The 14841-nt window shown below is 72.4% G+C and carries 15 protein-coding genes; 8 read left to right on the forward strand and 7 right to left on the reverse strand.

Annotated features, from left to right (window positions below; genetic code table 11):
* Positions 1–43: 43 nt before the first annotated feature.
* From ACYVP9_RS18965 to ACYVP9_RS18975, 3 genes are read left to right on the forward strand one after another with little or no spacing between them, the layout of a single operon-like run.
* Positions 44–1390 carry an amidohydrolase family protein gene (locus ACYVP9_RS18965; RefSeq protein ID WP_460606500.1) on the forward strand — a complete coding sequence of 449 codons (1347 nt, stop codon included), beginning with the start codon at positions 44–46 and terminating at the stop codon, positions 1388–1390.
* Positions 1387–2442, forward strand: a complete 1056-nt coding sequence (locus ACYVP9_RS18970) for an enoyl-CoA hydratase/isomerase family protein (RefSeq protein ID WP_460606501.1) — start codon at positions 1387–1389, stop codon at positions 2440–2442. The genes ACYVP9_RS18965 and ACYVP9_RS18970 overlap by 4 nt, the downstream gene beginning before the upstream one ends.
* Positions 2426–3613, forward strand: a complete 1188-nt coding sequence (locus ACYVP9_RS18975) for a CoA-transferase family III protein (protein ID WP_460606502.1) — start codon at positions 2426–2428, stop codon at positions 3611–3613. Before ACYVP9_RS18970 ends, ACYVP9_RS18975 begins: the two co-directional genes overlap by 17 nt.
* Here ACYVP9_RS18975 and ACYVP9_RS18980 read toward each other — a convergent pair.
* Complete coding sequence (locus ACYVP9_RS18980; RefSeq protein ID WP_460606503.1) at positions 3591–4805, reverse strand: acyl-CoA dehydrogenase family protein; 1215 nt, start codon at positions 4803–4805, stop codon at positions 3591–3593. The two genes, ACYVP9_RS18975 and ACYVP9_RS18980, sit on opposite strands and share 23 nt — an antisense overlap.
* A 13-nt stretch (positions 4806–4818) precedes the next feature.
* Positions 4819–5703: an HTD2 family dehydratase gene (locus ACYVP9_RS18985; RefSeq protein WP_460606504.1), complete on the reverse strand. Its 885-nt coding sequence runs from the start codon at positions 5701–5703 to the stop codon at positions 4819–4821.
* Between the two features lie 61 nt (positions 5704–5764).
* Here ACYVP9_RS18985 and ACYVP9_RS18990 point away from each other — a divergent pair, with 61 nt between their 5' ends.
* From ACYVP9_RS18990 to ACYVP9_RS19000, 3 genes are read left to right on the forward strand one after another with little or no spacing between them, the layout of a single operon-like run.
* On the forward strand, positions 5765–6445 hold the full coding sequence (locus ACYVP9_RS18990; RefSeq protein ID WP_460606505.1) for a GntR family transcriptional regulator: 681 nt from the start codon (positions 5765–5767) through the stop codon (positions 6443–6445).
* Positions 6442–7737 (forward strand): acetyl-CoA hydrolase/transferase family protein, encoded by a 1296-nt coding sequence (locus ACYVP9_RS18995; RefSeq protein ID WP_460606506.1) that lies wholly within the window; start codon positions 6442–6444, stop codon positions 7735–7737. The genes ACYVP9_RS18990 and ACYVP9_RS18995 overlap by 4 nt, the downstream gene beginning before the upstream one ends.
* The gene (locus tag ACYVP9_RS19000; RefSeq protein ID WP_460606507.1) at positions 7734–8585 is read left to right on the forward strand and encodes an HpcH/HpaI aldolase/citrate lyase family protein; all 852 of its coding nucleotides are present in this window, start codon (positions 7734–7736) and stop codon (positions 8583–8585) included. Before ACYVP9_RS18995 ends, ACYVP9_RS19000 begins: the two co-directional genes overlap by 4 nt.
* A gap of 14 nt (positions 8586–8599) precedes the next feature.
* Here ACYVP9_RS19000 and ACYVP9_RS19005 read toward each other — a convergent pair whose 3' ends face one another.
* The 4 genes from ACYVP9_RS19005 to ACYVP9_RS19020 form a co-directional block, all read right to left on the reverse strand.
* Positions 8600–9340 carry a FadR/GntR family transcriptional regulator gene (locus tag ACYVP9_RS19005; RefSeq protein ID WP_460606508.1) on the reverse strand — a complete coding sequence of 247 codons (741 nt, stop codon included), beginning with the start codon at positions 9338–9340 and terminating at the stop codon, positions 8600–8602.
* 95 nt (positions 9341–9435) lie between these two features.
* The gene (locus ACYVP9_RS19010) at positions 9436–10278 is read right to left on the reverse strand and encodes an SDR family oxidoreductase (protein WP_460606509.1); all 843 of its coding nucleotides are present in this window, start codon (positions 10276–10278) and stop codon (positions 9436–9438) included.
* Positions 10278–11147 carry an LLM class F420-dependent oxidoreductase gene (locus ACYVP9_RS19015; protein WP_460606510.1) on the reverse strand — a complete coding sequence of 290 codons (870 nt, stop codon included), beginning with the start codon at positions 11145–11147 and terminating at the stop codon, positions 10278–10280. Before ACYVP9_RS19015 ends, ACYVP9_RS19010 begins: the two co-directional genes overlap by 1 nt.
* Positions 11144–11800 (reverse strand): cysteine hydrolase family protein, encoded by a 657-nt coding sequence (locus ACYVP9_RS19020; protein WP_460606511.1) that lies wholly within the window; start codon positions 11798–11800, stop codon positions 11144–11146. The genes ACYVP9_RS19015 and ACYVP9_RS19020 overlap by 4 nt, the downstream gene beginning before the upstream one ends.
* Before the next feature lie 129 nt (positions 11801–11929).
* On the opposite strand from ACYVP9_RS19020, the gene ACYVP9_RS19025 reads away from it, so the two are divergent.
* Together ACYVP9_RS19025 and ACYVP9_RS19030 are read left to right on the forward strand one after the other, a co-directional pair.
* Positions 11930–13414, forward strand: coding sequence for an aldehyde dehydrogenase family protein (locus ACYVP9_RS19025; RefSeq protein ID WP_460606512.1), 1485 nt, complete (start codon positions 11930–11932; stop codon positions 13412–13414).
* Positions 13414–13881, forward strand: a complete 468-nt coding sequence (locus tag ACYVP9_RS19030; RefSeq protein WP_460606513.1) for a nuclear transport factor 2 family protein — start codon at positions 13414–13416, stop codon at positions 13879–13881. Before ACYVP9_RS19025 ends, ACYVP9_RS19030 begins: the two co-directional genes overlap by 1 nt.
* A gap of 83 nt (positions 13882–13964) precedes the next feature.
* Here the strand turns inward: ACYVP9_RS19030 and ACYVP9_RS19035 are convergent, their stop codons facing one another.
* The gene (locus ACYVP9_RS19035) at positions 13965–14837 is read right to left on the reverse strand and encodes a mycofactocin-coupled SDR family oxidoreductase (RefSeq protein ID WP_460606514.1); all 873 of its coding nucleotides are present in this window, start codon (positions 14835–14837) and stop codon (positions 13965–13967) included.
* Positions 14838–14841 lie beyond the last annotated feature (4 nt).

Here is a 14841-nt window from a genome sequence, read left to right on the forward strand (position 1 = left end):
GAGCGGTGCCCCGGCCGCACGTGATGGTCCTACGCTGACGGCCATGCTGCTGCGTGACGTCGTCCTGGACGACGGTGCCGGCAGCGGGGTCCGGAGCGACGTCCGCATCCGGGGCGGTCGGGTGGCGGAGATCGCCGCCGATCTCCCCGCCGGTGACGAACCGGTGGTGTCCGGCCGGGGCGGAGCTCTGCTGCCGGGCCTGCACGACCATCACATCCACCTGCTGGCGACGGCGGCGGCGCGGGCGTCGATCGATTGCGGACCGCCGCTCGATGCGGACGGCCTCGCCGCGCGCTTGCACGACGCGCCCGACGGGTGGGTGCGCGGCGTCGCCTACCACGAGTCCGTGGCCGGGGACCTCGACCGGGACGCGATCGACCGGTTGCGCGCCGACGTACCGGTCCGCATCCAGCACCGGTCCGGGGCGCTGTGGATGCTGAACACGCTCGCCCTGCGCCTTCTGGGCCTCGACGCGACGGACTCCCCGGGGATCGAACGCGACGCGTCCGGACGTGCGACCGGCCGGCTGTGGCGCGCGGACGGCCTGCTTCGCGAGCGGATCGGCGACGATGCACCCGAACTGTCGTCCCTCTCGCTCGAGCTCGCGTCGTACGGCATCACGGGCGTCACCGACGCGACACCGGAACTGGCCGCACTTCCCGGACCCGTGGCCCAGCACGTGGTGCTGCTCGGGGCACCCGGCCGCGACCGACGTGAACCGTTCAAGCTCGTGCTGCCCGATCACGAGTTGCCCGACCTCGATGCGTTCACCCGGCGGATCTCGGCGCTGCGACCGCGACCCGTGGCGATCCACGCGGTCACGCGCGCCTCGCTGCTGCTCGCGCTGGCCGCGCTCGCCGACGCAGGACCCGTCGCCGGCGACCGCATCGAGCACGCCGCCGTGGCCCCGCGCGAGGTGCTCCCACGCCTGCACGAGCTGGGCGTCACCGTCGTGACACAGCCGTCGCTGCCGCTGCTGCGCGGCGACGTCTACCTCGCCGAGGTCGACACCGACGACCTCGCTGACCTGTGGCCGTTCCGCACCCTGCTGGATGCGGGTGTGCCGGTGGCGTGCTCGAGCGACGCGCCGTACGGCATGACCGACCCCTGGGCAGCCGTGGCGTTCGCCGCAGGCAGGACGACGGCATCCGGGTCGCGCATCGGTCTTCACCAGCGGGTCGACGCCCGCGTCGCGCTGGGCGGCTACCTGTCCGATGCCTACGCGCCCGGCGGCCCACCCCGCCGCGTGGAGGCGGGCGGGCCGGCCGACCTCGTGCTGCTCGACGAACCCCTCGACCGGGCGCTGGCGCACCTGCACGAGCGACACGTCGCCCTCACCCTGATCGACGGCGCCGTCGCGTACCGGCGACACGAGGTGGTCCGGTCGTGACCGACCCGGTGTGCGTCCCCCCCGCACTGCTGCCGGACGTGGCCGGCGGACCGGGAATTGTCGACGCCGACGGCCGGGTGGGTTCGCCGCTCGTCGTGGTCGACCTCGACGGCCTCGACGACGACGCCCGGGCCTGTGCCGCCGTGGTGTCGCGGCTCGACCGCGTCAGCGCGCCGACCCGGCTTCTGATCGGTCGGTCGCACGGACCGGTTCCCGACGCGTGGTCGGAACTCCTCGAACGCCTGACCGCCACATTCGTCCCGGATGCCGCCGGGCGCGCCACGGTCGGGGTCGACGACGTCGACGCGGCGATCGCGAGGACCGTGGCCGCGGCGAGCCTCGCCCCGCGCGCCGCTGCCACCCTGGACGGCCTGCTCCGCCTGACGTCGGTGGTGCCACCGTCGGCCGGGTTGATCGCGGAATCGTCGGCGTACTCGATGCTCCTGGCGGGACCGGAGTTCGCCCGGTGGCGCGCGTCCCGGCCGGTGCGCAGGGTGCCCGACACCGACGAGGCCGTGCTGCTGGCGCGTGACGGCGACGAGTTGCACATCGTCCTGAACCGCCCGGACCGTCACAACGCCTACGGACGGGCGGTGCGCGACGGGCTGCTCGCCGGTCTGGACGTCGCCGACGCCGACCCCGACATCGCCCGCGTCGTGCTCTCGGGCGCGGGCCGGTCGTTCAGCAGTGGCGGCGACCTCGACGAGTTCGGCAGCAGTCCCGACGTCACCACGGCGCACCTCGTCCGACTCGAGCGCAGCGCCGCCGACCGGATCGTGCGCACCCGCGCGCACGTCGAGGCCCGCCTGCACGGCGCGTGCATCGGCGCCGGGATCGAGGTGCCGAGCTTCGCGGACCACGTGACAGCCCGGCGCGACGCGTTCGTCCAGCTGCCGGAACTGTCGTTGGGGCTCGTGCCGGGCGCCGGCGGGACGGTGGGTGTGACAGCGCGGATCGGGCGGTGGCGCACCGCGTACCTCGCCCTGACCGGCGACCGCATCGATGCGGCGACGGCACTGCGGTGGGGGCTCGTCGATGCCATTGTCGACTGAAGTCCCGGACGACCCCGCGGTGCCCCTGGCGCGGGCGCTGCTGGACGAGGTGGCGACACCGCTCGGTGTCGCGCACCTCCGCCCCGTCCTGCCGCCGGACGACCCCGGGACGTTCCCCGAGCTGACCGGGCCGAGAGCGCGGCCGCCCCTGCCCGGGCCGCTCGGTCCGGTGACGGCAGCGCGGGCCGCGCTGGGTGTGGCCGGCGCCTACCTCCGCGCGGACCTACCCGGCGTCGAGGTCCTCACGGAGCGGGCCCGGCTGTCCCGCTACACCCGCGATGCGCCGCGGTCGGCGAACGGCACGTTCCGCATCCTGCGGGCCGCCGACGGGTGGTTCGGCATCTCACTGTCCCGAGCAGGCGACATCGACACCCTTCCCGCGCTTGTCGAGGGACCCGTCGACAACGCGTGGCTCGACGTCGCGCGGTGGCTGCGCCGCACCTCGTGCGCTCGGGCGAGCGAGCGCACCGCCCTGCTCGGCATCCCCGCTGCTGTGGTTCCGGCCGGCCCGCCGGCCGCGCGACGCCCACCGGTCGCGATCGTGCCGGGGGGTTCCCGGCGGCCTCCCCGCCGGCCACGGGTCGTCGACCTCACCGCCCTGTGGGCCGGACCGCTGTGCGCGCACCTGCTGGGGCTCGGCGGAGCGCGCGTCGTGAAGGTCGAGAGCCGGGCGCGGCCGGACGGCGCTCGCGTCGGCTCCCCCGCCCTCTTCGACCGGCTGCACGCCGGCCACGAGTTCGTCACGCTCGACTTCGGGACCGAGCGCGACCGGCTCCACGAACTCGTCGCGGGCGCCGACATCGTGCTCGAGGGTTCCCGGCCGCGCGCGTTGCGGCAGCTCGGCATCGACGCGGAGGACCACGTGTCTCGGGGTGGCACGTGGGTGAGCCTCACTGCGTACGGCCGCACCCCGCCGGACGATCTCCGCGTCGGCTTCGGCGACGACGTCGCCGCCGGTGCCGGCCTGGTGGCGTGGACCGAGAACGGTCCCGTCCCGTCCGGTGACGCCGTGGCGGACCCGCTCGCGGGCAGCTACGCAGCCGCGGCCGCGGCGATCGCGGTGACGTCGTCCCGCGGCGCGCTGCTGGACGTGTCGATGCACGACGTCGCCGTCGCCGCGGCCCACGCCGCCGCGCCGGGGACGAACCCTAGATCCGGCCGCGGGTCATGAGCTGCCTCGCGATCACGTTGCGCTGGATCTCGTTGGTGCCCTCGCCGACGATCATCAGCGGCGCGTCGCGGAAGTACCGCTCGACGTCGAACTCGGTGCTGTAGCCCATGCCGCCGTGCACGCGGATCGCGTCGAGGGTGATGCGCGCCGCGGCCTCCGAGGCGAACAGCTTCGCCATGCCGGCCTCGAGATCGGCGCGGACACCGGTGTCGACCACGCGTGCCGCGTGCAGCAGGAGCTGGTGCGCCGCGCTCCACTGCGTGGCCATGTCGGCGAGGAGGTTGCCGACGCTCTGGTGCTGCCAGATCGGCTTGCCGAAGGTCTCCCGTTGTGCCGCGTACCTCGTGGCGTCGTCGAGAGCGGCCTTGGCCACGCCGGTCGCCCGGGCGGCCACGTTGATGCGGCCCACCTCCAGTCCGCGCATCATCTGCTCGAAGCCGCGCCCGGGCGCCGCGCCGAGAACCGCGTCGGCCGGTACCCGGCACCGGTCGAAGAACAGTTCGCAGCTCTCCACGCCCTTGTAACCGAGCTTCGGCAGGTCCCGGCCGATCGTGAGCCCGTCGAGCGTCCCTCCGGGCTTCTCGACCAGCAGGACGCTGATGCCCGTGTGGGCGGGCCGGGCGTCCGGGTCGGTGCGGCACAGCAGGGCGATCAGATCGGACCGGCGCGCGTTGCTGATCCAGGTCTTCGCCCCGTCGATCTCCCACTCGTCGCCGACGGGTCGCGCCGAGGTCGTCAGGTTGGCGATGTCGGACCCGCCCCGGGGCTCGGTGAGCGCCATCGTTGCCCGCAGCTCGCCGGTGGCCATGCGCGGCAGGTAGCGGTTCTTCTGCTCCTCGGTGCCGAACTGCACGAGCAGTTTCGCCACCACGGTGTGCCCGCCCATCGCCCCGGTCAGGCTCATCCAGCCGCGCGCGAGTTCCTCGGCGACGAGGGCGTAGCACGAGGTCGACACCGCCAGGCCGCCGTACTCCTCCGGCACCGCGAGGCCGAACACCCCGAGGGCCTTCATGTGCGCGATGAGGGCGTCGGGATACGCGTTCGCGTGCTCGAGCTCGCGGACGACGGGGCGGACCTGCTGATCGACGAAGTCGCGGACGACGGCGACGATCGCCTCTTCCTCGCTCGACAGTCCGGTCGGTGCGGTCGGTGCAGTCGGTGCGGTCGGTGCGGTCGGTGCGGTCGAGGTCATGGTCGTTCTCCGATCAGGGTCGCGGTCGGTGGTGGACGTCGACGGCAGCCCGCAGATCGCCCGGCACGCCGCGCAACTCGGCGTGCGTCGTGCCGTCGGTGTCGGCGTCGGTGTCGGCGTCGGCGATGGCGACGACGACGGGGTCGGCCGTGTGGACGGGGCGATGCAGGCGGTAGTCGACCCCGGCGACCGGGTCGCCGCGGTGCTGCCGCACCCGCTCGACGAGGGTCAACACCAGCAGCGGGCCCTGCGCGAGCAGACCGGGGTGCCCCTCGATGTCGCGCGCGTAGGGCAGGTCGTAGTGGATGCGGTGGGCGTTGCCGCTGACCGCGCTGTACCGGAACAACGTGACGGGGTCGAAGACGACGGCCCCGGACGGCGGATCGACCGGCACACGGGGCTCCGGCGGCGCATCCGGCGCCGGGGCGTTCCCCGAGCGGTACACCAGGTCCTGCTCCTCGACGAGGCACAGGGCGCCGTCCTGCTCGAACTCGGTCCGGACGGTGACGAACAGCAGCTCTCCCGTGCGGCCGGTCTTGACCCGTTGGTCGGCCAGGCTGCTGGTCGCGGTCGCGGGGCGCCCGAGCAGCAACGGCCGCTCCACGCGGCACCGGCCCCCGGCGAACATCCGGCGCCGGTCACGTAGCGGAGGTAGGAACGCGCCCTGTGCGGGATGACCGTCCGCGCCGAGTTCGGCGGTCGTCGGCCTGGTCAGGAAGAACACCCAGTGCCACGGGACGGGGAGGACATCACCCGGTCGGTGACGCGCCGGCGACGGCCCGTCGTCGAGGATGCCGGCGAGCTCGTCGGCGGTCTCCGGATGCAGCGGGTCGGAGCGGGTGAGCGGAGCGGGACGCCATGCGTCGATCTGGCTCGCGAGCGACGGAGCTTCTCCCACGTCCTGAGATTATATATAATCGGTAGGTGGTCAAGGGCGTCGGCGATCGCGCGTGGTCCCTGTGACCGACCGGACAATGCCGCCGTCGTCGTTGCGGCGCTCACAGCTGAGCCACGACGTCGCGGCCTACATCCGCGAGAACATCATGGCCGGCAACTTCGAGGCGGACAGTTTCCTGCGTACGCAGCCGTTGGCCGACGCGCTCGGCACGTCCCTCACTCCGGTGCGCGAGGGGCTGATGGTGCTGCACAGCGAGGGCACCGTCCGCTGGGAGCCCCGGCGCGGGTTCCGCGTCGTCGCCGTGACCGATCAGGACGTGCGCGACGTGTTCGACGTGCAGTCGTGGATCGCGGGCGAGCTGGCCGCCCGCGCCGCGATCGCGATGGATCACGCGGCGGTCGCACGGCTGCGGGCGCTGCAGGCCGAGCTGATGGCCGCCGCCGAGCGGGGCGACGTCGACACCGTCGACGCCCGCAACCACGAGATCCACCGCGCCATCAACACGGCGACGCCGTCCCCACGTCTCGTCGCGCTGCTCCGGCAGACGGTGAAGTTCGTGCCCCTGCGGTTCTTCGGCACCATCGAAGGCTGGGCGCAGGCTTCGGCGTGCGACCACGAGGCAGTGTTCGCCGCGCTGGACGCGGCGGACGCCGAGACAGCGCGTCGGGCCATGGCCGACCACATCGTGAACATCGGCGACCTGCTCCGAGTGCACCTGTCCGCGCGCAGGCAGACGACATGACGGGCGTACGAACGGTCGACTTCACCCATGCGAGCATCGACGACGTCGACCTGCTCGATCACCTGCGGCCGGGGGATGCCGTCCACTGGGCGCAGGCGTGCGGTGAGCCGCGCACGCTCGTGGAACTCCTCACGCGGACCGCTGTGCCGGACGGGGTGCGCGCGTTCCTGGGCATCGCCGTCGCGAACACCCTCACGGCGCAGGCTGCCGCGCGGATGACCGTGTCGGCCTACACCGGCTCCGGGGGCAACGCCGCGCTCCACGCGGCCGGTCTGCTCGACATCCTGCCGGTGCACTACTCCGAACTGCCCCGCCTGATCGCGGACGGCACGATCGGCGCGGACGTCGTCCTGCTGCACCTCCCCCCGCCCGACGCCGACGGACGCTTCTCCCTGGGCACCAACCGCGACCACCTCGTGGCGGCTGTGCGCGCGGCGCGCGTGGTCGTCGCCGAGGTGCACGACGGGGTACCGGCGGTCGAGGGTGGCCCCTACCTGGCGCGCAGAGACCTCGACGTGGTGGTGCCGTCCCGCTACCCGCCGGTCGAACTCGCGCGCACACCGGCCACGGACGTGCAGAACCGCATCGGGGCGCAGGTTGCCGAACTCGTCGCGGACGGCGCCACGCTGCAGTTCGGCGTGGGCGCTCTGACCGACGCGGTCCTGGGCAGACTGCACGGTCACCGCGACCTCGGCATCCACTCCGGCATGCTGTGCGACGGCGTGGTCGACCTGGTCGAGGCGGGCGCCGTCACCGGTGCCCGCAAGACCGTCGACCCCCGTGTCGCCGTCGCAGGACTGCTCCTGGGCAGCCGGCGCATCTTCGACTTCGCCGACGGCAACCCGGCGGTGCGGCTGCTCGGTACGAGCTACACCCACGACCACAGCGTGCTGGCCGCACAGCACCGCTTCACGGCGATCAACTCCGCGGTCGAGGTCGACCTGACCGGCCAGGTGAACGCCGAGGTGGCGGGCGGGCGCTATGTCGGTGCCGTGGGCGGTGCGATGGACTTCCTGCGCGGTGCCGCGGCCTCGCGCGGCGGCGCGCCGGTCGTCATGCTGCCGTCCACCGCCCGGGGACGCACTCGTATCGTCTCCCGGTTGAGCGGTCCGGTCAGCACACCCCGTAGCGACGTGCGGTACGTGGTGACCGAGCACGGCACGGCCGACCTGCGCGGGCTCGGTCTCGAGCAGCGGATGGCGGCCATGATCGAGATCGCCGCGCCCGAACACCGGCAGGCCCTGGCGGAGTCCGCGGGCGCCGTGGCGGACCGACATCGAGGAGCGCAATGACCGAGCCGGGACCCACCCCGACGGGCACGGCCCGCACCCTCCTGTTCGTGCCGGGTTCGCGGCCCGACCGCTTCGACAAGGCCGCGGCCGCCGGCGCCGACCTGGTCGTCGTCGACCTGGAGGACGCCGTGGCCGACGCGGACAAGGCACAGGCCCGGTCCGCCGCCCTCGCGTGGCGCGGGGCGCCGGGCAGCATCGTGCGCGTCAACGCCGTCGGGACGCCGGAACACGCCGCGGACGTCGCCGCGGTTGCGGGCGCTGCCGCGGACGGGGCCGGCCCGCTCGCGGTCATGCTCCCGAAGTCGGACGCGGGATCCGTCCACGACGCAGCGAACCGCCTCGGCGCAGCGGTGCCGATCGTGGCGCTCGTGGAGACCGCACGCGGCATCCGCGACGTCGACACGGTGGCGCAGCACCCGTCGGTCGTCCGGCTGGCGTTCGGGTCGATCGACTACGCCCTCGACCTGGCGCTGCGCGTCGGCGAGGCGGAACTCGAGCTGCTGTTCGCGCGATCCCACCTGGTCAACGCCTCGAGGGCCGCCGGCATCGCCGCGCCCGTGGACGGGGTCACGACCGACCTCGACGACCCGGCGGCGGCCCGTCGGGACTCCGAGCGGGCGCACGCCCTCGGGTTCGGCGGCAAACTGTGCCTGCACCCGCGTCAACTCGCCGCTGTGGACGCCGCCTTCCGCCCCGGTGCGGACGAGGTGGCGTGGGCCCGGCGCGTCGTCGCGGCGGCCGACCGCGCCCCGGACGGGGCGTTCCGGCTGGACGGACGCATGGTGGACGCGCCGGTGCTGGCTCAGGCGCGACGGATCGTTGCAGCGGCAGACGGGCCACCGCAGTGATGCCCCGCCCGTGATCAGGTGTCGGACAGCTCCGTCACCAGGACGCCGCTGGACCACTGGTCCTGGATTTCGGCCACGGCGTTCATGTGCTTCGTCCAGAACCGGGCCGCCGCCGCACCGTCGCCCTTCTCGATGAGGTCGACGAGCCGCCGGTGCACCTTGAGGCTCTCCTGCTGCCACTCACGGCGGTCGGGCGTCCGTGACATGCTGCGCGCGGCGTGCTGGGCGCTGATGTGCTGCAGACTCTCGGTGACGATCGCCATCGTGGCGTTGCCGCTGAGCTTCGCGAGCACCGAGTGGAAGCGCCATGCGGCTTCGGCGAACGCCGCGGTGTCGCCCAGCGCCGCTTCCTCGGCGACGAGGACTTCCCGCAGTTCGGCAACGCCGTCCGGGCCGGCTTTCTCTGCTGCCCATCTGGCCGCGGTCGGCTCGTAGATCATGCGGAACTCGTAGACGTCGTCGAGCGTCGCCCGCCTGAGTTGCAGCTGGATGGCGACGGCGCGGGCCGGCACGTCCGAGGACGGATGGCTGACGATCGGCCCCCGGTGCGATCCGCGCCGGACGGTGACGAGGTTCTGGGACTCGAGCAGCCGCAACGCCTCGCGCAGCGTGGGGCGCGACACGTCGTACTCCTCCATCAGCGTCGCTTCGCTGAGCAGGGACTCCCCCGGCTCGAGCTCACCGGACAGGATGCGACCGCGTAGTTCGGCGGCGACGACCTCGGCCAGTTTGGGGATGCGTCGGGGCCGGGTCATCCGAGCCTGCGCCGGCCGCGGCTCGGCGTCGGGAGCTGGCGCGGGCACATCGCGGACCCTACCCGGTGACCGGGTCCCGACCCGTCAGGTGGACCTCAGCCGCGGCGCCAGTCCGGGTACAGACCTCGGTGCAGCGCGAGATCCTGGGCTTCCACGTTCTGCCGCTGCACCGCGTCCGCGTCAGCGGAGGTGGCGAGCCAGACCATCACCGCCGCGATCGCCTGCGGCGGGCAGGCCGTGCTCGGGTCGAAACCGAACTCGGCGGCGTCCAGCGAGTTGCGCTCGGTGAGGGTGAACCCCGGGTTGACGTTGAACGCTCGGATGCCCTGACCGCCGTATTCGGCCTGCAGGCTGCCGACGAGCGCATGCCCGGCCGCCTTGCCGATGCGGTATCCCAGCCCCGGCCGGGGCGCGTCCGGGTACCAGTCGTATCCGGCGTTCGACGAGGTCGTGATGACCGTGCCGCCACCCCGTCGGAGCATGGCCGGGAGAAGCAGCTGCGTGATCCGGATCGGCGCCGTGCCGTGCGCGGTCAGGTACAGGGGGTACTGCTCGATCGGCGTGTCCAGGATGTTGTCCATGAGCCCGGGACCGATGTGCCGTCCGTTGTGCACCAGCACGTCGACGCCGCCCCACTGCTCGAGCAGGTGCGCGCACGCGGTCTCGACCGAACCGAGATCGGTGAGGTCCATGCGCAGCGGCAGGGCCCAGCGTCCCTGCTGCTCGACGAGGGCGACGGTCTCCTCGACGCTGCCGGGCAGCGGCCGCGTGTCCTTCTTGTGCACGGTCTGGCTGTGTTCCTGGGTCGGGTCGCCGGCGCGCAGCGTCCGCGCCGCGACCGCCACGTCGTAGCCCGCCTCGGCGAACCCGACGGCGATAGCCTTGCCGATCCCCCGACTGGCTCCGGTGACCAGGGCCTTCGGTGCGGCGGTGGACATCATTCGCTCCTGTCCGTCGTCATGTCGTGGTCGGCCGCGAACCGGGCCAACTCCCCGTCCATCCGGTCCCGGTCCCACCCGGCGGGCATGCGAACGATGGCCCGGTGGACCCCGGCCGCCTCGTACCGCCCGACGGTCGAGTCGGGCGCGGACAGCGGCAGTTCCGCGCTCACGACGAAGGGAAGACCCTCGCGGCCGGCAGCGACCCGCGCCTCCTGCACGACGTCCAACCGGCGGCGCACCTCGTCCGGACCGGAACTGCCGAGCTCGATCCAGCCGTCGCCGAGCGTGCCCGCGCGGCGCAGCGCAGCAGGTGACGTCCCGCCGATCTCGATCGGAACGGGCCGCTGGAAGGGCTTGGGTTCGAAGCGGACGGGGTCGAAATCGTAGAACGCACCGCGGTGCTCGACGATCGGCTCGCTCCAGAGCCGGCGCAGCAGCGGGATGATCTCGTCGGCGCGCCGGCCCCGCGTCGCGGGGTCGAGTCCCACCGCCCGGAACTCGTTCTGCAGCCAGCCGACGCCCGCCCCCAGGGTCACCCGCCCGCGGGACAGGCGATCGACGGTGAGCACGCCCCGCGCGGTGATCAGCGGGTGGCGCAGTGGCAGCACGTAGACACACGTCCCGAACCGGATTCGTTCGGTCACGGTCGCCATGCCGCCGAGCAGCACCCACGGGTCGTAGATGGCCGTGTCCGCCGGCACCGGCGGAACACCGTCCTCGGCGTACAGATACGTCGAGGGCATGACCTCGGGGAAGACGAGATGGTCCGGTATCCAGACCGACTCGAAGCCGAGGCGCTCGGCCTGCTGTGCGAGCGAGGCGTAGTGCCTCGGCGAGTGTCCGCTCAGCGACAGCCCGAACCTCACCGCGCCGGCGCCGTGACCGGTCCCGCGTCCAGGTGCGGGAGCGCCGCCATGACGGACTCGCTGTCCGACACCGTGGCCAGCAGCGGAAGGTGCATCGAGATCTGGACCCGGTGCGTCTCGGCCGTGCCGCCGGCGGACGCGTCCTCGGCCAGCACCACGCTGTAACCGAGCGCGACCGCCTCGGCGGCGCCGGTCGGCAGCGCGATGTTGGTCGACACCCCGGCGAGCACGACGGTGTCGATCTCGAAGGTGCGCAGGGTCGCGTCCAGGTCCGTGCCGGTGAACGGCGACAGTCCGTGGTGTCGGTGGACGACGATGTCGGCCGGGTCGACCACCAGGCGGTCGTGCAGGGCCGCGTGCCGCGTCCCCGTCACGCAGCGGCCGTCGCGACGCAGTTGACCCTGGAGCGGGCTGGTCACCCGCCACCCCGTCCAATCCGCGTCGCGCGCGGCGATCGTGCAGAACACGACGGGAAGGTCGGCCGCGCGGAACGCGGCCGCCACCGTGTTGATCCGGGTCACGATGTCGCGCTCGGCGGACTGACGCGCGAGCGGGCTGTCGTCGTACGCCGGGTTGCACCAGGCGTTCTGCACCTCGGACACGAGCAGTGCGGCGCGGGCACCGGGCTCGAGACCGCGAACGGACCCTGTCATCGACACGTCCCTCGATAGTCTGTTGTAATCAGCTGACTATTTCAGAAGTCCTTGTGCTCGACCAGGGCAATATCTAGCTTATTCAGCGATGTGAGTTCTGGCCGGACGACGCCGACGGAGGCACCTGACATGCCCGATCTGACCTACAAGCTGTTCATCGACGGCGAATTCGTCGACTCCACGGGCGACGCCACGATCGACGTCATCAACCCGGCGACCGAACAGGTCATCGGCGTGGTGCCGGAGGCCACCGTCGAGGACTCCCGTCGGGCGGTCGCCGCGGCGCGGCGCGCCTTCGACGAGGGACCGTGGGCCGGCTACACCCCGCGCCAGCGCGGTGCCGTACTGGTCAAGATGGCCGACATCATGCAGCGGCGCTTCGCCGAGCTCGTCGACCTGAACATCGCCGAGGCCGGTTCGATCCGCCCGCTGGCCGAGTTCCTGCAGGTCGGCGTGCCCATCAACGCGCTGCGCGACTTCGGCGACCGCGTCGTCTACCAGTACGACTGGGAGAAGGCGGTCCCCCCGTTCCTCAACGCCGGCGGCGCGATGGGCATCCAGCAGGGAATCGTGCAGCGCAGCCCGATCGGCGTGGCCTCCCTGATCACCGCGTACAACTTCCCGCTGTTCCTGAACTGCTTCAAGCTCGGTCCGGCGCTGGCCGCCGGCTGCACCATGATCCTCAAGCCGTCGCCGGACACCCCCCTCGAGGCACTGATCCTCGGCGAGATCGCGGACGAGGCGGGCCTCCCCCCGGGCGTACTGAACATCATCCCCGCCGGCGTCGAGGCGAGTGCCGAACTCACGACGAACCGGGCCGTCGACATGGTGAGCTTCACCGGCTCCGACGTCGTCGGACGCAAGGTCTACGCACAGGGCGCCGACACGCTCAAGCGGGTGGTGCTGGAGCTCGGCGGCAAGTCGGCCAACATCATCACCGAGGACGCCGACATCGAGAAGGTGATCCCGAACATCCTCAACAACTTCCTGACCCACTCCGGGCAGGGATGCTCGCTGCAGACGCGCACGCTGGTGCACGAGTCGCTGCTGGCGGACGTCACGGGTGCCGTCAAGGCAGCCCTCGACCACGTCAAGATCGGCGACCCGGCCGACCCCACCGTGAGCATGGGTCCGCTGATCAGCGAGAAGCAGCGCGCGCACGTCGAGTCCGTCATCCGCGCGGGCACCGACGAGGGCGCCGAACTCATCTACGGCGGCGGCCGTCCCGCCGGCCTCGACAAGGGCTTCTTCGTCGAGCCGGCCGTGTTCGTGACGCACGACAACTCGCACACCGTCGCGCAGAAGGAGGCGTTCGGTCCGGTCAGCACCATCGTTCCCTTCGCCGACGACGACGAGGCGGTCCGCATCGCCAACGACAGCGACTTCGGCCTGGGCGGCGGCGTCTGGGCGAAGAACCCGGTGCGCGCGCTCGAGATCGCCCGGCGGCTGCAGACCGGTCAGGTGACGATCAACGGCGGCGGGGCCGACCTCAGCCCGTTCACCCCGTTCGGGGGCTGGAAGCAGAGCGGGCTCGGCCGGGAGTGGGGCGAGGCCGGTCTCGAGGAGTTCCTGCAGACGAAATCGATCATCTGGCCTGCCGGCAACCCCGCTTGATGGAGCTGTGGGAGCTCGAGGCCCGGGAGCAGATCCGGATCACCTGCTGGACCTACAACGTCGCGGGTGACTCCGGCCGGGTCGACGAGCTGGCCGCGCAGTTCACCGAGGACGGTGTGCTGCAACTGGCCGACGGTGCCGAGGTCGGCGGACGGGCGGCGATCGCGCGGATGCTGCGCGACCACGCCGAGCGGGGCGCCCCCGCGGACGGGTCGCCCGGGTTCTTCGTCCGGCATCACACCACCGACATCCTGACCACCGAGGTGTCGACGGACCGGGCTCAGGGCGTCGCCTACTTCGCCGTGTACACGCCGGACGGCCCGGACCACTGGGGCCGCTACCGGGACTCCTACGCCAGGGTGGGCGATCGCTGGTTGATCGCCCACCGGCGCGCCCGGGTCGACAGCTTCACACCCGGGGGTTGGTTCAGCCGCGTCTACGCGACGTCGGGCGAGGGCCGACCCTGATCCGGTCCCCCGACATCGCGCCCGACACACGACGGCCCCGGCACCCTCATGGGTACCGGGGCCGTGCGCTCGTGCGGTGACGGTCAGAGATCGACCAGCGCGGGCTGCTTGATGACCGAGCCGGCATCGACCCGCAGCTGCATCCCGGTGACGTACCGCGATTCGTCGGAGGCCAGGAACACGGCCGCGTTGCTGATGTCGACCGGCTCGACGTAGGGGATCGGCAGCGCCTGCATGACCGGGGCCGCCTGCTCGAACTCCTCCTGGGTCGGGACGCGGTCGGTCACGTCGGGCCGGAACAGCTTGTACATGCCGTCGTTGTGCAGCAGCGGCGTGTTGCAGTTCGTCGGGTGCACGGCGTTGACCCGGATCATGCGCGGGGCCATGACGAGCGCGAGCGACTTCACGTACTGCGCGACCGTGCGCTTGGCCAGCCCGTACCCGCGACCGCCCGGGCCGGTGGACGGGCCCTCGACCGCATCGTTGATGAGGGACGCGACGGATCCCGTGGCGATCAGCGACGCACCGTCGGGCAGGTGCGGGTAGGCCGCCCAGAACGCGTTCTGCACGCCCACGAGCAAGGTGTCGAAGTGCTGGAAGAACGTGTCGATCGGGGCCTCGTTGCCGAGCGCGCAGATGCCGGCGTTCGCGAACACGATGTCGAGCTTGCCGAGGGTGGCCACGCCGTCGTCCACCGCCGCCTTCAACGCGGCGCGGTCGCCGACGTCGGCGACATGGGCGACGATGCGGCGGTCCAAGGCCTCGACGGCCGCCACCGTCTCGTCGAGCTCCGCCCGCGAACCGAGCGCGTACGGCACGAGGCCCGGCATGTCGGCACAGACGTCGACGCCGATGATGTCGGCGCCCTCCTCGGCGAACCTGATCGCATGACTACGACCCTGTCCGCGCGCGATGCCGGTGATGAAGGCGACCTTGCCTTCGAGGCGACCTGCCATGTCA

This window comes from Jatrophihabitans fulvus (assembly GCF_054781375.1).

Excerpts from the sequence above, each read along its gene's own strand:
- ACYVP9_RS19035 (WP_460606514.1), bottom strand. The coding sequence starts at position 14,837 with ATGGCAGGTCGCCTCGAAGGCAAGGTCGCCTTCATCACCGGCATCGCG.
- ACYVP9_RS19030 (WP_460606513.1), top strand. The coding sequence starts at position 13,414 with ATGGAGCTGTGGGAGCTCGAGGCCCGGGAGCAGATCCGGATCACCTGC.
- ACYVP9_RS18965 (WP_460606500.1), top strand. The coding sequence starts at position 44 with ATGCTGCTGCGTGACGTCGTCCTGGACGACGGTGCCGGCAGCGGGGTC.
- ACYVP9_RS19010 (WP_460606509.1), bottom strand. The coding sequence starts at position 10,278 with ATGTCCACCGCCGCACCGAAGGCCCTGGTCACCGGAGCCAGTCGGGGG.
- ACYVP9_RS19025 (WP_460606512.1), top strand. The coding sequence starts at position 11,930 with ATGCCCGATCTGACCTACAAGCTGTTCATCGACGGCGAATTCGTCGAC.
- ACYVP9_RS18975 (WP_460606502.1), top strand. The coding sequence starts at position 2,426 with ATGCCATTGTCGACTGAAGTCCCGGACGACCCCGCGGTGCCCCTGGCG.
- ACYVP9_RS19020 (WP_460606511.1), bottom strand. The coding sequence starts at position 11,800 with ATGACAGGGTCCGTTCGCGGTCTCGAGCCCGGTGCCCGCGCCGCACTG.
- ACYVP9_RS19005 (WP_460606508.1), bottom strand. The coding sequence starts at position 9,340 with ATGACCCGGCCCCGACGCATCCCCAAACTGGCCGAGGTCGTCGCCGCC.
- ACYVP9_RS18995 (WP_460606506.1), top strand. The coding sequence starts at position 6,442 with ATGACGGGCGTACGAACGGTCGACTTCACCCATGCGAGCATCGACGAC.
- ACYVP9_RS19000 (WP_460606507.1), top strand. The coding sequence starts at position 7,734 with ATGACCGAGCCGGGACCCACCCCGACGGGCACGGCCCGCACCCTCCTG.
- ACYVP9_RS18980 (WP_460606503.1), bottom strand. The coding sequence starts at position 4,805 with ATGACCTCGACCGCACCGACCGCACCGACCGCACCGACTGCACCGACC.